The organism is Actinocatenispora sera (assembly GCF_018324685.1).
Taxonomy (GTDB): domain Bacteria; phylum Actinomycetota; class Actinomycetes; order Mycobacteriales; family Micromonosporaceae; genus Actinocatenispora; species Actinocatenispora sera.
In genome coordinates, this window is sequence record NZ_AP023354.1 from 5063195 (window position 1) to 5078188 (window position 14994).

The window sequence follows — 14994 nt, forward strand, 5'->3', positions numbered from 1 at the left end:
GGCGCAACCGAGGTGTCGCCACGACCCGGCTGGGTACGGTGGCTGTGTGATGCCACAACCCCCGAGCGTCCCCGCCATCGACGTCGACGCGGTCGCCGAGGACACGCTGATCCTCGATGTCCGCGAACCGGACGAGTATGCCGCGGGACACATCGCCAACGCCCTGCACATGCCGATGGGATCCGTGCCGGAGCGGATTCCCGAGTTACCGGACGGACAGCGCATCGTCGTGGTCTGCCGGTCCGGTGGCCGGTCCGCTCGGGTCACCGGCTATCTCCGCCAGGAGGGACTGTCCGCGGTCAACCTGGACGGCGGGATGCGCGCCTGGGTCGCCGCCGGGCGGCCGATGACCACCGACACCGACGCCGAGCCCACCCTGATCTGACCGCGTCGCACCGACGCGGACCCGCGGCGCACGCCGGTCACCGGCGTGCGCCGCACTCGTACCCGGGCTGCGGGCCGCCGCGAGGCGTCTGCCTCGGGACCGACGTGCCGTCGTGCGATTCCGGCCGGGTGACGCGGCCGGGTGACGGCGGCCGACCGGGCTGCGCGGACCGGCCCGAGGTGGGTTACTACAGGCATGATCTGTGCGGCCTGCCGCGAGCGGCGGCACCAGGACTGCAAGGGCCGTGCCTGGTGCGACTGCCAGCACCAGACGACCCCGCCACCGCAGGAACCCGCCACCGGGGCGCCCGGCGAGTGAGCCGGCCGGAGCGTTCTCGTCGTAGGATGGCCGGGATGATCCGAGGCAGCCAGCGCAAACTGCGCCGGGCCCGCGCCCAGGGGAGCTGAGCCAGCACCCTGCACGGCGGTCCGGCGTCCGGTGCTGCCACAGTCACCACCGACACGCCTGCTCGCGGGTCCGGAGCGAACCGCCGGCCCTGCCCGTTCCGGCACCCGCGAGGTCATCGTGTCCCACCCTGCTTCCTCCCCTTTCCCGCCCGCCACCTTCCCGCCTGGCACGCGGTCCGGCCCGGCGGCATCGTCACCCGCGACCGCGACGTCCCCGCCGGACGCCGCCCCGTCGCGTCCGGCCGGCGCGCCGGCGGGCAGCTCCGCCACACCCTCCCCCGGCGACTCCGCCACACCCTCCCGCGGCAGCTCCACCGACTGGGTCGCGCGCGCCGCCGACGACGCGCTGGCCGAGCATCGGCGGCGCGGCGGCGACGGGCTGCTGGTCTGCGCCTCCGGGATCAGCCCGTCCGGCCCGATCCATCTGGGCAACCTGCGCGAGCTGCTCACCCCGCACCTGGTCGCGGCGGAGCTCGCGGCGCGCGGCGTACCGGTGGAGCACGTGCTGTTCCTGGACGACCACGACCGCCTGCGGCGGGTGCCGGCCGGCGTACCGGCGCACTTCGCCGCGCACCTCGGCCGGCCGCTCGCCGAGGTGCCCGACCCGTCCGGCGAGCTGGACAGTTGGGCGGAGCGGTTCACCGCACCGCTGCACGCCGCGCTGGCGGCACTGGGCATCCGGGTGCGCGTCGTCAGCCAGTCCGCCCGGTACGCCGCCGGGCACTACACCGGCGCCGTGCTGGCCGCGATGGCCCGGCGGCAGCGCATCGCCGCGATCCTCGCCGCCGCCCGCGGTACCGACGCCCGTGGTGCCGGCGACGCGGCGAGCGGCGAGCCGGCGGAGAGCTGGCCGTACCGGGTGTACTGCCGGCGCTGCGGCGCCGACGACACCCGGATCACCGGCTACCGGGAGGACAGCACCGCGCTCCGGTACGAGTGCGCGCGGTGCGGCGCCGACGGCTTCCGGCTCGCCGAGGCCAACCACGGCAAGCTCGCCTGGAAGGTCGACTGGCCGATGCGCTGGGCGGCCGAACCGGTCGCGTTCGAGGCCGCCGGCGCCGACCACGCGGCACCGTCCTCGTCGTTCGGCGTCGGCCGGCGGATCTGCGCCGAGGTGTTCGGCGCGCGGCCGCCCTCGTTGCTCGGGTACGGCTTCGTCGGCACCCGCGGCGCCGCCAAGCTGTCGTCGTCCACCGGCACCGCACCGACGCCGGCGGACGCGCTCGCCATCCTGGAGCCGGCGATGCTGCGCTGGCTGTACGCGCGGCGCCGGCCGCAGCAGGCGATCACCATCGACTTCGGTACCGAGGTCACCCGGCTGTACGACGAGTGGGACCGGCTCGCCGCCCGGGTCGCCGCCGGCACGGCGGGCGCCGCCGACGCCACCGCGTACCGCCGGGCCAGCGCACCGGGGCTCGCCGGGCCGCGGCGGGCGGTGCCGTGGCGGCTGCTCACCTCGGTACTGGACGTGACGGCGGGCGATCCGCGCTCCACCGAGCGGATCCTCGGACAGGCGGAGGGGGCGCGGCTGCGGCTGGCCGACGTCGAACCGCGCCGCACGCTCGCGGCCACCTGGCTGGCCCGGCACGTACCGCCGGAGCGGCGCACCCGGGTCCGCGCGGAGCCGGACACCGCGCTGCTCGCCACCCTCACCGACCGCCAGCGGGAGGGCCTCACCCTGCTCACCGCCGAACTCCCGGGTTGCCGCGACCTCGCCGCACTGACCGCACTGGTGTACGGGATACCCAAGCGGCTCAACGGGTTGGCGGCGGACGCAGCGGCCGACGAGGCGGTCCGCGCGGCGCAGCGGTCGTACTTCACCCTGCTGTACCGGCTGCTCGTCGGTGCGGACGCCGGGCCCCGGTTGCCGACCCTGCTGCTGGCGCTCGGCCCGGACCGAGCCCGCCGCCTCCTGACGCCCTAACGTCCCGGCGACCGCGGTCGCGGCGGTCCGGCGACTCCCGGCCGGTCGCCGGACCGCGCGGGCTCCCACCCGGGCCGGGTGCGGCCGGGCGGCTCCGGCGACGTGTGTACCTGCCCGCGCACCCGGGCTCAGGAAGTCGTCGTGGCTGGGGCGGTGCGGTAGCCGGCGCGGTACGAGCTGGGCGTGCGGCCCAGCTCCCGGTGGAAATGCGCCCGCAACGAGTCGGCGGTGCCCAGGCCGGCGCGCCGGGCGACCGCCTCCACCGGCAGGTCGGCGCACTCCAACAGCCGCCGGGCCTCGTCGAGCCGCCGGGCCAGTAGCCAGCGCAGCGGGCTCGACCCGGTCTCGGCGCGGAACCGGCGGGTGAGGGTGCGCACGCTGGTGTTGGCGTGCCGGGCGAGGTCGGTGAGCTGGACCGGCTCACCGAGCCGGGTCAGCATCCACTCCCGGGTGCGGGCGAGCGACGTGGCGGCCAGCACGGCGACCGGCTCCGCCGGCGGTGTCGCCGAGGCCGGACGCGGTGACGCCACCGCCAAGCTGCGAGCCACCGCGCCCGCCACCGCCGCACCGTGGTCACGGCCGACGAGGTGCAGGCACAGGTCGATCGCGGCGGCATGACCGGCGCAGGTGTACACGCCGGCATCGTCGACGAACAGCGCGTCGGTCACCGTGACGTCCGGATGGCGGCGCCGGAACCGGTCGGCCAGCTGCGGGCCGATGGCGACCCGCCGGCCGCTCAGCAGGCCGCAACCGGCCAGCAGGAACGCCCCGGCGCAGGACGGCGCCACCAGCCGGGCGCCGGCGGCATGCGCGGCGGTCAGGGCGGCAGCGACCCGGGGTTCCGGCGACGCGAGGTCGACGCCGCCGGCCACCAGCACCGTGTCGGCGCCGGCCAGCGCGTCCAGGCCCCGGTCGACGGTGAGCCCGAGACCACCGATGCCGTCCACCGGCCCCGGGTCGGCGGCGCAGCAGACCACCTCGTACGCGGCGGCGTCGCCGACCCGGGCCTGGCCGAACACGATGTCGGGAATCGACAGCTCGAAGCTCGTCACCGGCGGAACGGCGACGACGGCGAGACGGTGCATGGCCGGATCCTCCGGGTGGCTGGCCGGCCGACCCGTGGTTGCCGCCGGGTCCGGGCCGGAGTCTGGAAAGGCGTTCGTACCAAGCGAACCACGACCATCCGACATTCGTTCCGGAGGCACCATGTCCATGCACGTCATCGTCGGTGGCGGCGCCACCGCCCTCGCCACGGCCCGGCTGCTGGCCACCGACGGGGACAAGGTCCGCGTCGTGCACCGGCGCGGCGGCCCCGACGAGCCCGGTGTCGAACACGTCGCACTCGACGCCACCGACACCGACGCGCTGACCCGGCTCGCCGACGGCGCCGCGACCGTGTTCAACTGCGCAGCCACCGCCTACCACACCTGGCCGCAGACGATCCCGCCGCTGTTCGGCTCGATCCGCACCGCCGCCGAGCGCACCGGCGCCGGCTACGTCATGCTCGGCAACCTGTACGGCTACGGGCCGGTCGACGGTCCCGTCACCGCCGCCACGCCGCAACGCGCGACCGGGCCGAAGGGCGCGACCCGGGCCGCGATGTGGCGGGAGGCGAAGCAGGCACACGACGCGGGCCGGCTGCGGGCCACCGAGGTGCGCGCCGGCCAGTTCCTCGGCGCCGGCGCCGTGTCGCTGTTCTCCCTGCTGGTCGCCGCCCCGGGGCGGGTCGGCCGGCCGGTGCTGGTGCCCGCCGAGCTGGACCACCCGCACTCGTTCAGCGCGATCGGCGACGTGGCACGCACGCTGGTCGCGGTCGCCCGCGCCGACAGCTCCTGGGGCCGGCCGTGGCTGGCACCCACCATCACGGCGACGATGCGCGAGCTGGCGACCCGGTTCGCGACGCTCGCCGGAGCGCCGCGGCCGCAGCTCGCCACCATGACCGACCGGGAGATCACGCTGCTCGGGCTCACCGACCCGTTCTGGCCCGAACTGATCGAGACCCGGTTCATGGACACCGGCCGGTTCCTGGTCGACGCCGGCGAGACCGAGCGCGCCTTCGGCCTGGCCACCTCCGAGGTCGAGGAGGTGTTGCGCGAGATGCTCTGACCCGCAGCCGCCGCGGCGGCACGGAGACCGGCGCGACCGGGCTCACCGGCGGATGTCGGTCCCCGCCGTTAGGGTGCCGGTCATGGTGATCGAACTGGCGGCGTTCCGGGTGGCGGCGGGCGCCGAGGAGCGGCTGGTGGCGGAGCGCCCGGCAATGCTCGCCGCACTGCGGGCACGGTTCCCGGCCTGCCTCGCCGCGTACCTGACCAGGGAGAACGACGGTTCCTTCCTGGACGTGATCGTCTGGCGGGACCGGGCCGCGGCCGAGGAGGCCGCCCGGCTGGTGCACACCGTGCCGGAGTGTGCCGCGTGGTTCACCCACATCGCGTCGTCGGGCGGGCTGCGGCACGTGGAGGTCGTCGACGCCTGGCCCGGCGCACCGGGCAGCGAGGTCGATGCGCGATCATGACCGGCATGTACCGACTGTGGCCGGAGCCCGACGCGGCGCCGCTGACCGACGATCAGGTGCTCGACTGCTACCTGCCGGCCGACCGGAGCCGCCCGCAGGTCCGGGTCAACTTCGTCGCCAGTGCCGACGGCGCGGTCACCGTCGGCGGCTACTCGGCGGGGTTGTCCGGCGCGGCCGACAAGCGGGTGTTCGGGCTGCTGCGGATGGTGTGCGACGCGGTCATGGTCGGCGCCGGCACGCTCCGGCACGAGGGCTACGGCGCGATGCGGCTGGACGAGCGGCGCCGGGCCTGGCGAAGCGCCGCCGGTCTGCCCGAGTCCCCGCCGCTGGTGCTGGTGTCCAGCCGGCTGGAGCTCGATCCGGGCAGCGAGATGTTCACGGGTGCGCCGACCCGCCCGATCGTGCTGACGCACGGTGGGTCCCCCGCCGACCGGCGACGAGCGTTGTCGCAGGTCGCGGACGTGCTGGTGCACGGCGACGCGGAAGTCGACCTGGCTGCCGCGCTGGTCGAGCTGGCCGACCGGGGGCTGCGCCAGGTGCTGTGCGAGGGTGGCCCGCACCTGCTCGGCAGCCTGACCGAGGCCGATGCGGTGGACGAGCTGTGCCTGACCGTCGCGCCGCAGCTGACCGGGCCGGGGGCGGGCCGCATCACCGCCGGCCCGCCGGCGGCGGCCCGGGCGCTGCGGCTGGGCCACGTGCTCACCGCCGACGACAACCTGCTGCTGCGCTACGTCCGGGCATGACCGGGCGCTTTCTCCCGGCACCGTGCGGGCGGTTCGGCGCGGCGCGGCAGGCGCGGTGCGGCACCATGGGGCGGTACCGCCGGACGAGCAGGGAGTGTCGAGGGTCATGACCCAGGTCCAGCCGAGAGCCGAGGCGGACGACGAGGTGGCGTGGGAGGAGCTGTCGGTCGACGAGCCGGAGATCGATCCCGGCGCGGTCGTCGGCCGCGTTCTGGGTACCGCCGACGCGACGCCGCTGAGCTTCTGGGTCGCCGTCCGGCCGGGCGCCTACCTGCAGCTCGACGACGTGGTGGTGACCGACCGGCAGGTGCCGGGGCGCGATCCGGTGACGATCGCCGGGGTGGTCACCCAGGTGCGGGCCCGGCACGAGGGCGCCCAGTTCGACTCGGACGTGTTCCTGATCTCCGAGGGCACCCTGCCGGCACAGGTGCAGGAGGCGGCCGAGATCACCACCACCCGGCTGGAGCCGGAGATTTACGTGCCGCCGATGCCCGGCGCCGAGGTGCGCCGCGCCGCCGCGGACGAGCGGGCGACCGCGCTGTACTTCGACCGGATGGAGCGCCGGATCGCGCTCGGTACCGGCCGCGACGGCGAGCCGATCTACCTCAACGCCGACTTCCTGGACGGCACCCGGGGCGCCCACGTGTCCATCTCCGGCATCTCCGGCGTCGCCACCAAGACCTCGTTCGCCACCTGGCTGCTCTACTCGGTGTTCGGCTCCGACGTGCTCGGCCCCGAGTCGACGAACACCAAGGCGCTGATCTTCAACGTCAAGGGCGAGGACCTGCTGCTGCTCGACCACACCAACACCCGGCTGGACGACGACCAGCGCGCCGCGTACGCGCGGCTCGGCCTGCCGGCCGGCGCGTTCGCCTCGGTCTCGGTGTTCGCGCCGGCCCGGGCCGGTGACCCGGACGGCACGCCGGACGTGGTCGCCCGGACCACCGGCGTGGACGCCTTCTACTGGAGCATCTACGAGTTCTGCCACGACCGGCTGCTGCCGTACGTGTTCGCCGACGCCGACGACGACCGGCAGCAGTACACGATGGTGGTGCACCAGGTGGCGGCCCGGCTGGCGCGGGACGCGATCGAGGCCGAGGACGGCGCCGCGGTCATCTCCGGCACCGTGGTGCGCAGCTACGACGCGCTGGTGGATCTGCTGGTCGACCAGCTCACCGACGACGACACCCGGTCGGAGTGGGCCGGTTCGGCGATCGGGCTGGGCACCGTCAACGCCTTCATCCGGCGGATGGTGGCGAGCAAGCGCGACCTCGGCCGGCTGGTGCGCGGCGACCTGCCGGCCCGGCGGCCACACCAGATCTCCACCGCCGATGCCGGCCAGCTCACCGTCGTCGACCTGCACAACCTGCCGGACCGGGCGCAGCGGTTCGTGGTCGGCGTGACGCTGCGCACCGAGTTCGAGCGCAAGGAGAAGGCCGGCACCGCCCGGCCGTTGCTGTTCGTGGTGCTCGACGAGCTCAACAAGTACGCGCCGCGGGACGGCACCAGCCCGATCAAGGACGTGCTGCTCGACATCGCCGAGCGCGGCCGCTCGCTCGGGGTGATCCTCATCGGCGCGCAGCAGACCGCGAGCGAGATCGAGCGTCGGATCGTGGCGAACTCGGCCATCCGGGTGGTCGGCCGGCTCGACGCGGCCGAAGCCGGCCGACCCGAGTACGGCTACCTGCCCACCGCGCAGCGCCAGCGCGCGACTCTGGCCAAACCAGGGACGATGTTCGTCGCGCAGCCCGACATTCCGGTCCCGCTGGTGGTGGAGTTCCCGTTCCCGGCCTGGGCGACGCGGCCGTCCGAGGCGGGCGACGCGCCGGCCACGGCCACCCGCTCGGTGGTGCAGCGGGCCGACCCGTTCGCGGTGGTCGGAGCCACGGACGACGAGGACGACATCCCGTTCTGAGCGCCGTGCGGGGCGTTCGCGTGGGCGAGCCGGTGGCGAGCACGCCGTGGTCGACGCGCGTGCTCACCCGGCCCGGTCAGTCGACCAGGTCGGTGAACGGGCTGTGCAGGTCGCGGTCGGGCGCGAGCCGCTGCACCGCGTCGGCCATGTGCGCGTCGATCAGCCCGAGCACCAGCGCCTCGGTACCGTCGCGCAGCGCCGCCGCGATCGCGGTGTGCTCGGTGACCCGGTCGGCCGGGCTGGCGTAGGTGCGGGACAGCTCCCGGATGCACATCCGGGTCTCGATCAGCAGAGTGCGCGCCATCCGGCTCAGCCGGCTGCTGCCGGACGCGGTGACCAGCGCCTCGTGGAACGCGGCGTCGGCGCGACCGACCGCGGGCTGGTCGTCGGCCTCGATCGCGGCCCGCAGCTGCTCGCAGATCGCGTCCAGTTGATCGGCGACCGCGGCCCGGTCGCCGCGGCGCAGGATCAGCCGCGCCGCCGCCTGCTCGATCGCGTTGCGGGTGACGTACACGTCCTGCACGTCGTCGGGCGACAGCTCGCAGACGAACAGCCCGCGGTACCGCTCGGACCGCAGCAAGCCCTCCTCCACCAGCCGCTGCATCGCCTCGCGCAGCGTCCCGCGGCTCACCTCGAACCGGCCGGCCAGATCCGCTTCGCCGAGCTGGTCGCCGGGCGCGAGGTCACCGTCCATGATCGCCAGGCGCAACCGGTCGGCGATGATCGCCGACGTCGACTCGTGGTTGACCGGTTCGACCCGGGTCAGGCCCACCGTGCTTCCCCTCCCCCGGCCCCGGCGTCGCCGGGGTCCGCCTCGAACAGCCGGCCGAGCCGGGCGGCCCGCGGGGTCGCGCCGATCAGCCGGAGCCCGGCCCAGATCGTCACCTGGTTCGCCGTCAGTACCGGCTTGCCGAGGTGCCGCTCCAGTTCGGGCACGAGCGACACGGTACGCATCGCCGTGTCCGGCACCAGGATCGCCTCCGCGTCCGGCCGGTCGTGCGCCACCACCAGCTCCCGTACCGCCTCGTCGGTGAGCCGGCCGACCTCGGCCGCGGTGGTGATCCCGTGGCTGTCGAGGCCGACCACCCGCAGCTCGGCGTCGGCCAGGAACTCACCGAACAGCCGGGCCACCGGTTCCGGGTAGCTCGCCGCCACCGCGACCCGCCGGACGCCCAGGGCCCGGGCGGCGTCGACGAACGCGAACGAGGTACTGGTCGCCGGCACGCCGGCGACCGCCGCCAGCTCCTTCACCTGCCGGGTGGCCCCGTCGGTACCGAACACGAAGCTGCCGCTGGTGCAGGCCCACACCACCGCAGCCGGTTCGTACCGGGCGAGCCGGGCGGCGCCGGCCGCGAGCCGGTGCCCGCCGCCGAGGTCCAGCAGCGCCTCGACGGTGTGCAGGTCCTCGCCGTCGGTGTGTTCCACCGCGAGCCGCCACCGGTCGCCGAGCAGCCGCTGCGCCCGCGGGTAGTCGTCCTCCGCGGCATGGCCCGGGTACAGGAATCCGACGGTGTCGCTCACGGCCGTTCCTCCTCGACTCGACGCTACATTGTCGACAATCGCTAGATGTCGGTCAGCCACCGGCCGGGGCCGACGACCGGTAGCCCCATCCGGCGCAGGCACGCCCACATGGTCAGCTGGTTGGCCGTCAGGATCGGCTTGCCCAGCTCGGCCTCCAGCGGCTCGATCAGGTCGTAGGTGGGCAGGTTGGTGCAGGCCACGAAGATCGCCTCGGCGTCGGGCCGGTCCACCCGCAGCATGTGCTCGGCGATGGTGCGGTAGCTGACCTTCCAGATCCCGCTGCCCAGGCCGAGGTTCTCGCCGGCCACGGTGCGCACCCCGATCTCGGCCAGGAACTCGTGCAGCCGCGCGGTCAGGTCCGCGTCGTACGGCGTGACCACCGAGATGCGGCGCAACCCCAGCGCGCTGAGCACCTCGGCCAGCGCTCCGGAGGTGGTCACCGCATCCGGCGCGCCGGCATCGATGATCACCTTGCGCAGCGCCTGCTCGGCGGCGAGCCCGCTGACGAAGCTTCCCGATGTGCACAGGTAGGCCACCACTTCCGGTTCGACCGGCAGCACGTCGTGGGTCGCGGCGACCACGTGCCGCGCCGTGCTCACCAGCTCCGCCATCCGCAGGCTGACCGGAACCGGCTCGTACGGTGTGCGAGCCAGGTGTAACGACACCTCGGCGGGCACCCACCGCCACAGCTCCCGCTCCAGCGCGAGATCGAAAGGGGCGATCACCCCGATCCCGCGCTGGGCCAGCGGACCATCGAACATCAGCATGTCCAAGGCCGACCCCCGAACGCGCAGCACAGTCCTCCGGGGCTGATCCGCGGATTGTTGACAATCATACGATCCGTTTCTACCGTGTCAATATGGTTCGACCAGCCGATTCGTCGCTCGCTCGGGTGCCTCCTCGGGTGGTCGTGCTCTGCGGAGCCGGCCGGCCGCCCGGCCTGGCCCCGGTGGAGCGCGCCGCCGACGTGCGGTACGTGCCGGCCGACCGGCTGGCCGCCGAACTGCCCGGCGCCGACGTGCTGTTCGTCTGGGACTTCGCCTCCCGCGCGGTGCCGGCCGCCTGGCCGGCGCCCGACGCCGTGCCGGGCTGGGTGCACATCGCCAGCGCCGGTGTGGACAGCCTCGCCTTCGATGCGCTGCGCAACGGCGACACCGTGCTCACCAACTCCCGCGGCGTGTTCGACGCCGCGATCGCCGAGTACGTGCTCGGCCTCGTGCTCGCCTACGCCAAGGACCTGCCCGCCACCCTGGACGCGCAGCGCCGGCGCGACTGGCGGCACCGCGAGACCGAGACGATCGCGGGGCGTAGCGCCCTGGTCGTCGGTACCGGTCCGATCGGCCGCGCGATCGCCCGGCTGCTGTCGGCGGCCGGGCTGCGGGTCTGCGGTGTCGGGCGCAGCGCCCGCCGCGACGACCCCGACCTCGGGACCGTGCACGCCGCCGCCGACCTGCTCGGCGTGCTGCCCGACGCCGACTTCGTGGTGCTCGCCGCGCCGCTGACCGCGCAGACCACCGGGATGATCGACGCCGCCGCGCTGGCCACGATGCGGCCCGGCGCGCGGCTGATCAACGTCGGCCGTAGCGCGCTGGTGCGCACCGACGACCTGGTCGCGGCGCTGCGGTCCGGCGCGATCGCCGGCGCCGCGCTCGACGTGTTCGACACCGAGCCGCTGCCGGCGGACTCTGCACTGTGGACGCTGCCGGGGCTGCTCGTCTCGCCGCACATGGCGGGCGACTTCGTCGGCTCGCTCGAGGAGCTTGCGCGGCTGTTCGTGGCGAACTTCGACCGGTGGCGGCAGGGGCAGCCACTGCAGAATGTCGTCGACAAGCATCTCGGCTACGTGCCCAGCCGTGCCACCGAGCCGGCTGGGGCCGGCCGTCGGGCGGGCGAGGCGGCCGCCGACGGCCCCGGACAGGAAGGGCTCCCGACATGGACCCGGACATGACCGAACCGTCCCGTGCCAACCCGTCCGGCGCCGACCCGGCCGGGCCCACCCCGGCCGGACTGGCCGCCGAGGACGTGCTCGCCCGTACGGCGTCCGAGCTGGTCGCCGGGTACTCCACCGGTGAGCTGTCGCCGGTGGCGGTGACCACCGCGACGCTGCGCCGGATCGAGAAGCGCGACCCCGAACTCAACGCGTACTGCCTGGTCGACGCGGACGGCGCGCTGGACCAGGCCGAACTGGCCGAGCAGCGGTGGGGGCAGGGCAATCCGATCGGGCTGCTGGACGGCGTACCCGTGGCGGTGAAGGATCTGTTGCTGCTCGCCGGCGCGCCGACCCGCCGCGGCTCGCGCACGATCGAGCCGGACCAGCCGTGGCCGGACGACTCGCCGGCCACCGCACGGCTGCGCGAACACGGCGCGGTGCTCGTCGGCAAGACCACCACGCCGGAGTTCGGCTGGAAGGGGGTGACCGACAGCCCGCTGACCGGGGTGACCCGCAACCCGTGGGCGCCGGACCGGACCCCGGGCGGCTCCAGCGGCGGAAGTGCCGCGGCGGCGGCGGCCGGCCTGTGCGCGCTCGCGATCGGTACCGACGGCGGCGGCTCGATCCGGATCCCCGCCGCGTTCTGCGGGATCGTCGGGTTCAAGCCGACGTACGGGCGGGTGCCGGCCTGGCCGGCGAGCCCGTTCGGGCTGCTGTCGCACGTCGGGCCGATGGCCCGGTCGGTCGACGACGTGGCGCTCGCGCTGGACGTGCTGTCGCTGCGCGACTCGCGCGACCCGGCCGCGCTCGCCCCGCCGGTCGGCTCGTACCGGGAGGCGGTGCGCCGGCCGGTGCGCGGGCTGGTCGCCGCGTACAGCGCCACGCTCGGGCATGCGGAGGTGGACACCGAGGTCACCGACCTGGTCGAGCAGGCGGTGGACGCGCTGTCGGTCGAGGTGGGGCTGCGGGTGGAGCTCGCCGACCCCGGCTTCGACGACCCACTCGAGGTGTTCGAGACGCTCTGGTCGGCCGGGGCCGCGCACGCCGTCGCGGCCGTTCCCCCCGAGCGCCGCGAGCAGCTCGACCCGGGTCTGCGCCGGCTCGGCGAGGCCGGCGGCCGGCTGTCGTTGGAGGCCTACCAGACCGCGCTCGACGCCCGCAACGTGCTCGGCGTGACGCTCGGCGTGTTCCACGAGAGCTACGACGTGCTGCTCACCCCGACGGTGCCGGTTCCGGCGTTCGAGGCCGGGCACGACGTGCCGCCCGGTGGCGAGTGGACCCGATGGCCGCAGTGGACACCGTTCAGCTATCCGTTCAACCTCACCGGCCAGCCGGCCGCGACCGTTCCGGTCGGGCTGACCGCCGACGGCCGGCCGGTGGGGCTGCAGGTGGTCGGGCCGCGGCACTCCGACGACCTGGTACTGGCGGTGTGCCGCGCGCTGGAGGCGGTCCGCCCGTGGCCGCTGACGGCACCCGACGCCGGCTGACCGGCGTTTCAGGTATCCATCGACGAGAGGTGGCGATGATGGCGCGGTTCGTGGAGATCAGCCTGGCCAAGCGGGGCGCGGTGTGCGTGGCCCGGTTGCTGGACGCCGAGGCGCCGGCGACCTGCGCCGCGGTGTGGGACGCGCTGCCGGTGGACGGCCCGGCGTACCACGCCAAGTACGCCCGGAACGAGATCTACGCACTGCTGCCGGCGCTCGCGACCAGCCCGCCGATGGAGCATCCGACGGTGACGCCACTGCCCGGTGACGTGTGCTTCTTCGCCTTCGAGGGCACCGAGATCGGCTCCCCGGCGTACGGCTACGACGCCGGCAGCGCGGCACACGGCGGCCCGCAGGTGATCGACCTGGCGCTGTTCTACGGTCGCAACAACCTGCTGATCAACGGCGACCGCGGGTTCGTGCCGGGATCGGTGTTCGCCACCGTCGAGCAGGGCCTGCCGGCGATGGCCGAGGCCGCGCAGGACATGTGGCTGCGCGGCGTCGAGGGAGAACGCCTCCAGTTCCGCCGCCTGGACGACCGGTAGGTCGGTTCCGCCGCCTGGACGACCGGTAGGTCGGTTCCGCCGCCTGGACGACCGGTAGGTCGGTTCCGCCGCCTGGACGACCGGTAGGTCGGTTCCGCCGCCTGGACGACCGGTAGGTCGGTTCCGCCGCCTGGACGACCGGTAGGTCGGTTCCGCCGCCTGGACGACCGGTAGGTCGGTTCCGCCGCCTGGAAGAACGATAGGTCGCCGTCCGTGGCCGGTACGCGCCGGCCACGGACGGCGATCGTCAGCTGGTCGCGTCCGTGACGGCCGCGGACCACAGCTCCAGCGCCTCGTCGATCTCGTCGGCGGTGACCACCAGCGGCGGGATCATCCGGACCACGTTGGAGTAGGCGCCGCAGGTCAGCAGCAGCAGGCCGCGCGCCGCCGCGGCCTGCTGGGCGCGCTGGGCGGTGGCGGTGTCCGGTTCACCGTCGGCGGTGGTGAACTCGCTGCCGACCATCAGCCCCAACCCGCGCACGTCGCCGATCACCGGATGCGCGGCCGCCACCTTGCGGGCGCCGTCGATCAGCCGGCGGCCCTGCTCGGCGGCGTTGTCGACGAGCTTCTCGTCCTCGATCACCGACAGGGTGGCGAGCGCGGCGGCGCAGGCCACCGCGTTGCCCCCGTAGGTGCCACCCTGCGAGCCAGGCCAGGCCTTCGTCATCAGCTCTTCCGACGCGGCGATGCCCGACAGCGGGAACCCGCTCGCCAGCCCCTTCGCGATGACCTGCACGTCGGGCCGGATCCCGAAGTGCTCGTGCCCCCAGTACCGCCCGGTGCGGCCGAACCCGGTCTGCACCTCGTCGAGCACCAGCACGATCCCGTACCGGTCGGCGCGTTCGCGCACGCCCGCGAGGAACCGCTCGTTCGCCGGCACGTACCCGCCCTCGCCGAGCACCGGCTCGACGAAGATCGCCGCGGTGTCGTTGGGTGCCGTACCGGTGGCGAACAGGTAGTCCAGCTCGCGCAGGGCGAAGTCGGTGGCCGTGTCCTCGTCCCACCCGTAGTGGTACGCGTACGGGAACGGGGCGGTGTGCACGCCGGCCATCAGCGGCGCGAACCCGGCGGAGAACCGGGTCCCGGAGCGGGTCAGCGACGCCGCACCGATGGTGCGGCCGTGGAACGAACCGTCGAACACCACGATGTTGGGCCGCCCGGTGGCCTGCCGGGCCAGCCGCAGCGCGGCCTCCACCGCCTCGGAGCCGGAGTTGGCGTAGAACAGCGCGTCCAGCCCGGCCGGCAGCACGGTGCCGAGCCGCTCGGTGAGCTCCAGCAGCGGCCGGTGCATGACGGTCGTGTACTGCCCGTGGATGAGCCGGCCGGCCTGCTCGCGCACCGCCGCCACCACGCGCGGGTGACAGTGGCCGGTGCTGGTGACGCCGATGCCCGCGGTGAAGTCGAGGAAGCCGCGGCCGTCCGGGTCGAACACCCGGACGCCCTCGGCCCGGTCGACGAGCACCGGGGTGGCCTGCTTGAGCAGCGGTGACAGGTGCGCCATGAGTTCCTCCCGAACGAGCCGACGAGCGTATCGTTGGATTGTCGACAATCCCTCTGCCGCCTAGCATGGTCCCCGGACGCGCCGTCGGCAACCGGTCGGGCAGATCCGGCAGTGGTCGACGCGC

Annotated in this window: 14 protein-coding genes; 9 read left to right on the plus strand and 5 right to left on the minus strand. The window is 74.5% G+C overall.

What is annotated here, in order from left to right; all coding sequences use genetic code 11:
- Window positions 1–49 precede the first annotated feature (49 nt).
- Window positions 50–385 carry a rhodanese-like domain-containing protein gene (locus tag Asera_RS23990; RefSeq protein WP_030447463.1) on the plus strand — a complete coding sequence of 112 codons (336 nt, stop codon included), beginning with the start codon at window positions 50–52 and terminating at the stop codon, window positions 383–385.
- A 525-nt stretch (window positions 386–910) separates the two neighbouring features.
- Window positions 911–2716, plus strand: a complete 1806-nt coding sequence (gene lysS, locus Asera_RS23995) for a lysine--tRNA ligase (protein ID WP_084131985.1) — start codon at window positions 911–913, stop codon at window positions 2714–2716.
- Window positions 2717–2844: 128 nt separating this feature from the next.
- Here the strand turns inward: lysS and Asera_RS24000 are convergent, their stop codons facing one another.
- The gene (locus Asera_RS24000) at window positions 2845–3801 is read right to left on the minus strand and encodes a GlxA family transcriptional regulator (RefSeq protein ID WP_030447465.1); all 957 of its coding nucleotides are present in this window, start codon (window positions 3799–3801) and stop codon (window positions 2845–2847) included.
- A 121-nt stretch (window positions 3802–3922) separates the two neighbouring features.
- Here Asera_RS24000 and Asera_RS24005 point away from each other — a divergent pair, with 121 nt between their 5' ends.
- From Asera_RS24005 to Asera_RS24020, 4 genes are all read left to right on the plus strand, one after another.
- Window positions 3923–4822, plus strand: coding sequence for an NAD-dependent epimerase/dehydratase family protein (locus Asera_RS24005; protein ID WP_030447466.1), 900 nt, complete (start codon window positions 3923–3925; stop codon window positions 4820–4822).
- 82 nt (window positions 4823–4904) lie between these two features.
- Window positions 4905–5231 carry an antibiotic biosynthesis monooxygenase gene (locus tag Asera_RS24010; RefSeq protein ID WP_030447467.1) on the plus strand — a complete coding sequence of 109 codons (327 nt, stop codon included), beginning with the start codon at window positions 4905–4907 and terminating at the stop codon, window positions 5229–5231.
- Window positions 5228–5974, plus strand: a complete 747-nt coding sequence (locus Asera_RS24015) for a pyrimidine reductase family protein (protein ID WP_030447468.1) — start codon at window positions 5228–5230, stop codon at window positions 5972–5974. Before Asera_RS24010 ends, Asera_RS24015 begins: the two co-directional genes overlap by 4 nt.
- Window positions 5975–6080: 106 nt before the next feature.
- Window positions 6081–7889 (plus strand): ATP-binding protein, encoded by a 1809-nt coding sequence (locus Asera_RS24020; RefSeq protein ID WP_244844007.1) that lies wholly within the window; start codon window positions 6081–6083, stop codon window positions 7887–7889.
- Between the two features lie 76 nt (window positions 7890–7965).
- On the opposite strand, the gene Asera_RS24025 is transcribed toward Asera_RS24020, so the two are convergent.
- From Asera_RS24025 to Asera_RS24035, 3 genes are read right to left on the minus strand one after another with little or no spacing between them, the layout of a single operon-like run.
- Window positions 7966–8661, minus strand: coding sequence for a GntR family transcriptional regulator (locus tag Asera_RS24025; RefSeq protein ID WP_030447470.1), 696 nt, complete (start codon window positions 8659–8661; stop codon window positions 7966–7968).
- Window positions 8652–9410, minus strand: coding sequence for a maleate cis-trans isomerase family protein (locus tag Asera_RS24030; RefSeq protein WP_030447471.1), 759 nt, complete (start codon window positions 9408–9410; stop codon window positions 8652–8654). Before Asera_RS24030 ends, Asera_RS24025 begins: the two co-directional genes overlap by 10 nt.
- Window positions 9411–9451: 41 nt before the next feature.
- Window positions 9452–10171, minus strand: a complete 720-nt coding sequence (locus tag Asera_RS24035) for a maleate cis-trans isomerase family protein (protein ID WP_212804720.1) — start codon at window positions 10169–10171, stop codon at window positions 9452–9454.
- Between the two features lie 98 nt (window positions 10172–10269).
- Here Asera_RS24035 and Asera_RS24040 point away from each other — a divergent pair, with 98 nt between their 5' ends.
- From Asera_RS24040 to Asera_RS24050, 3 genes are read left to right on the plus strand one after another with little or no spacing between them, the layout of a single operon-like run.
- Window positions 10270–11358, plus strand: a complete 1089-nt coding sequence (locus Asera_RS24040; RefSeq protein ID WP_084131989.1) for a D-2-hydroxyacid dehydrogenase — start codon at window positions 10270–10272, stop codon at window positions 11356–11358.
- The gene (locus Asera_RS24045) at window positions 11355–12827 is read left to right on the plus strand and encodes an amidase (RefSeq protein WP_084132048.1); all 1473 of its coding nucleotides are present in this window, start codon (window positions 11355–11357) and stop codon (window positions 12825–12827) included. The genes Asera_RS24040 and Asera_RS24045 overlap by 4 nt, the downstream gene beginning before the upstream one ends.
- A 35-nt stretch (window positions 12828–12862) precedes the next feature.
- The gene (locus Asera_RS24050) at window positions 12863–13369 is read left to right on the plus strand and encodes a DUF3830 family protein (protein ID WP_212804722.1); all 507 of its coding nucleotides are present in this window, start codon (window positions 12863–12865) and stop codon (window positions 13367–13369) included.
- 247 nt (window positions 13370–13616) lie between these two features.
- Here Asera_RS24050 and Asera_RS24055 read toward each other — a convergent pair whose 3' ends face one another.
- On the minus strand, window positions 13617–14870 hold the full coding sequence (locus tag Asera_RS24055; protein WP_030447476.1) for an aspartate aminotransferase family protein: 1254 nt from the start codon (window positions 14868–14870) through the stop codon (window positions 13617–13619).
- Between the last annotated feature and the right edge of the window lie 124 nt (window positions 14871–14994).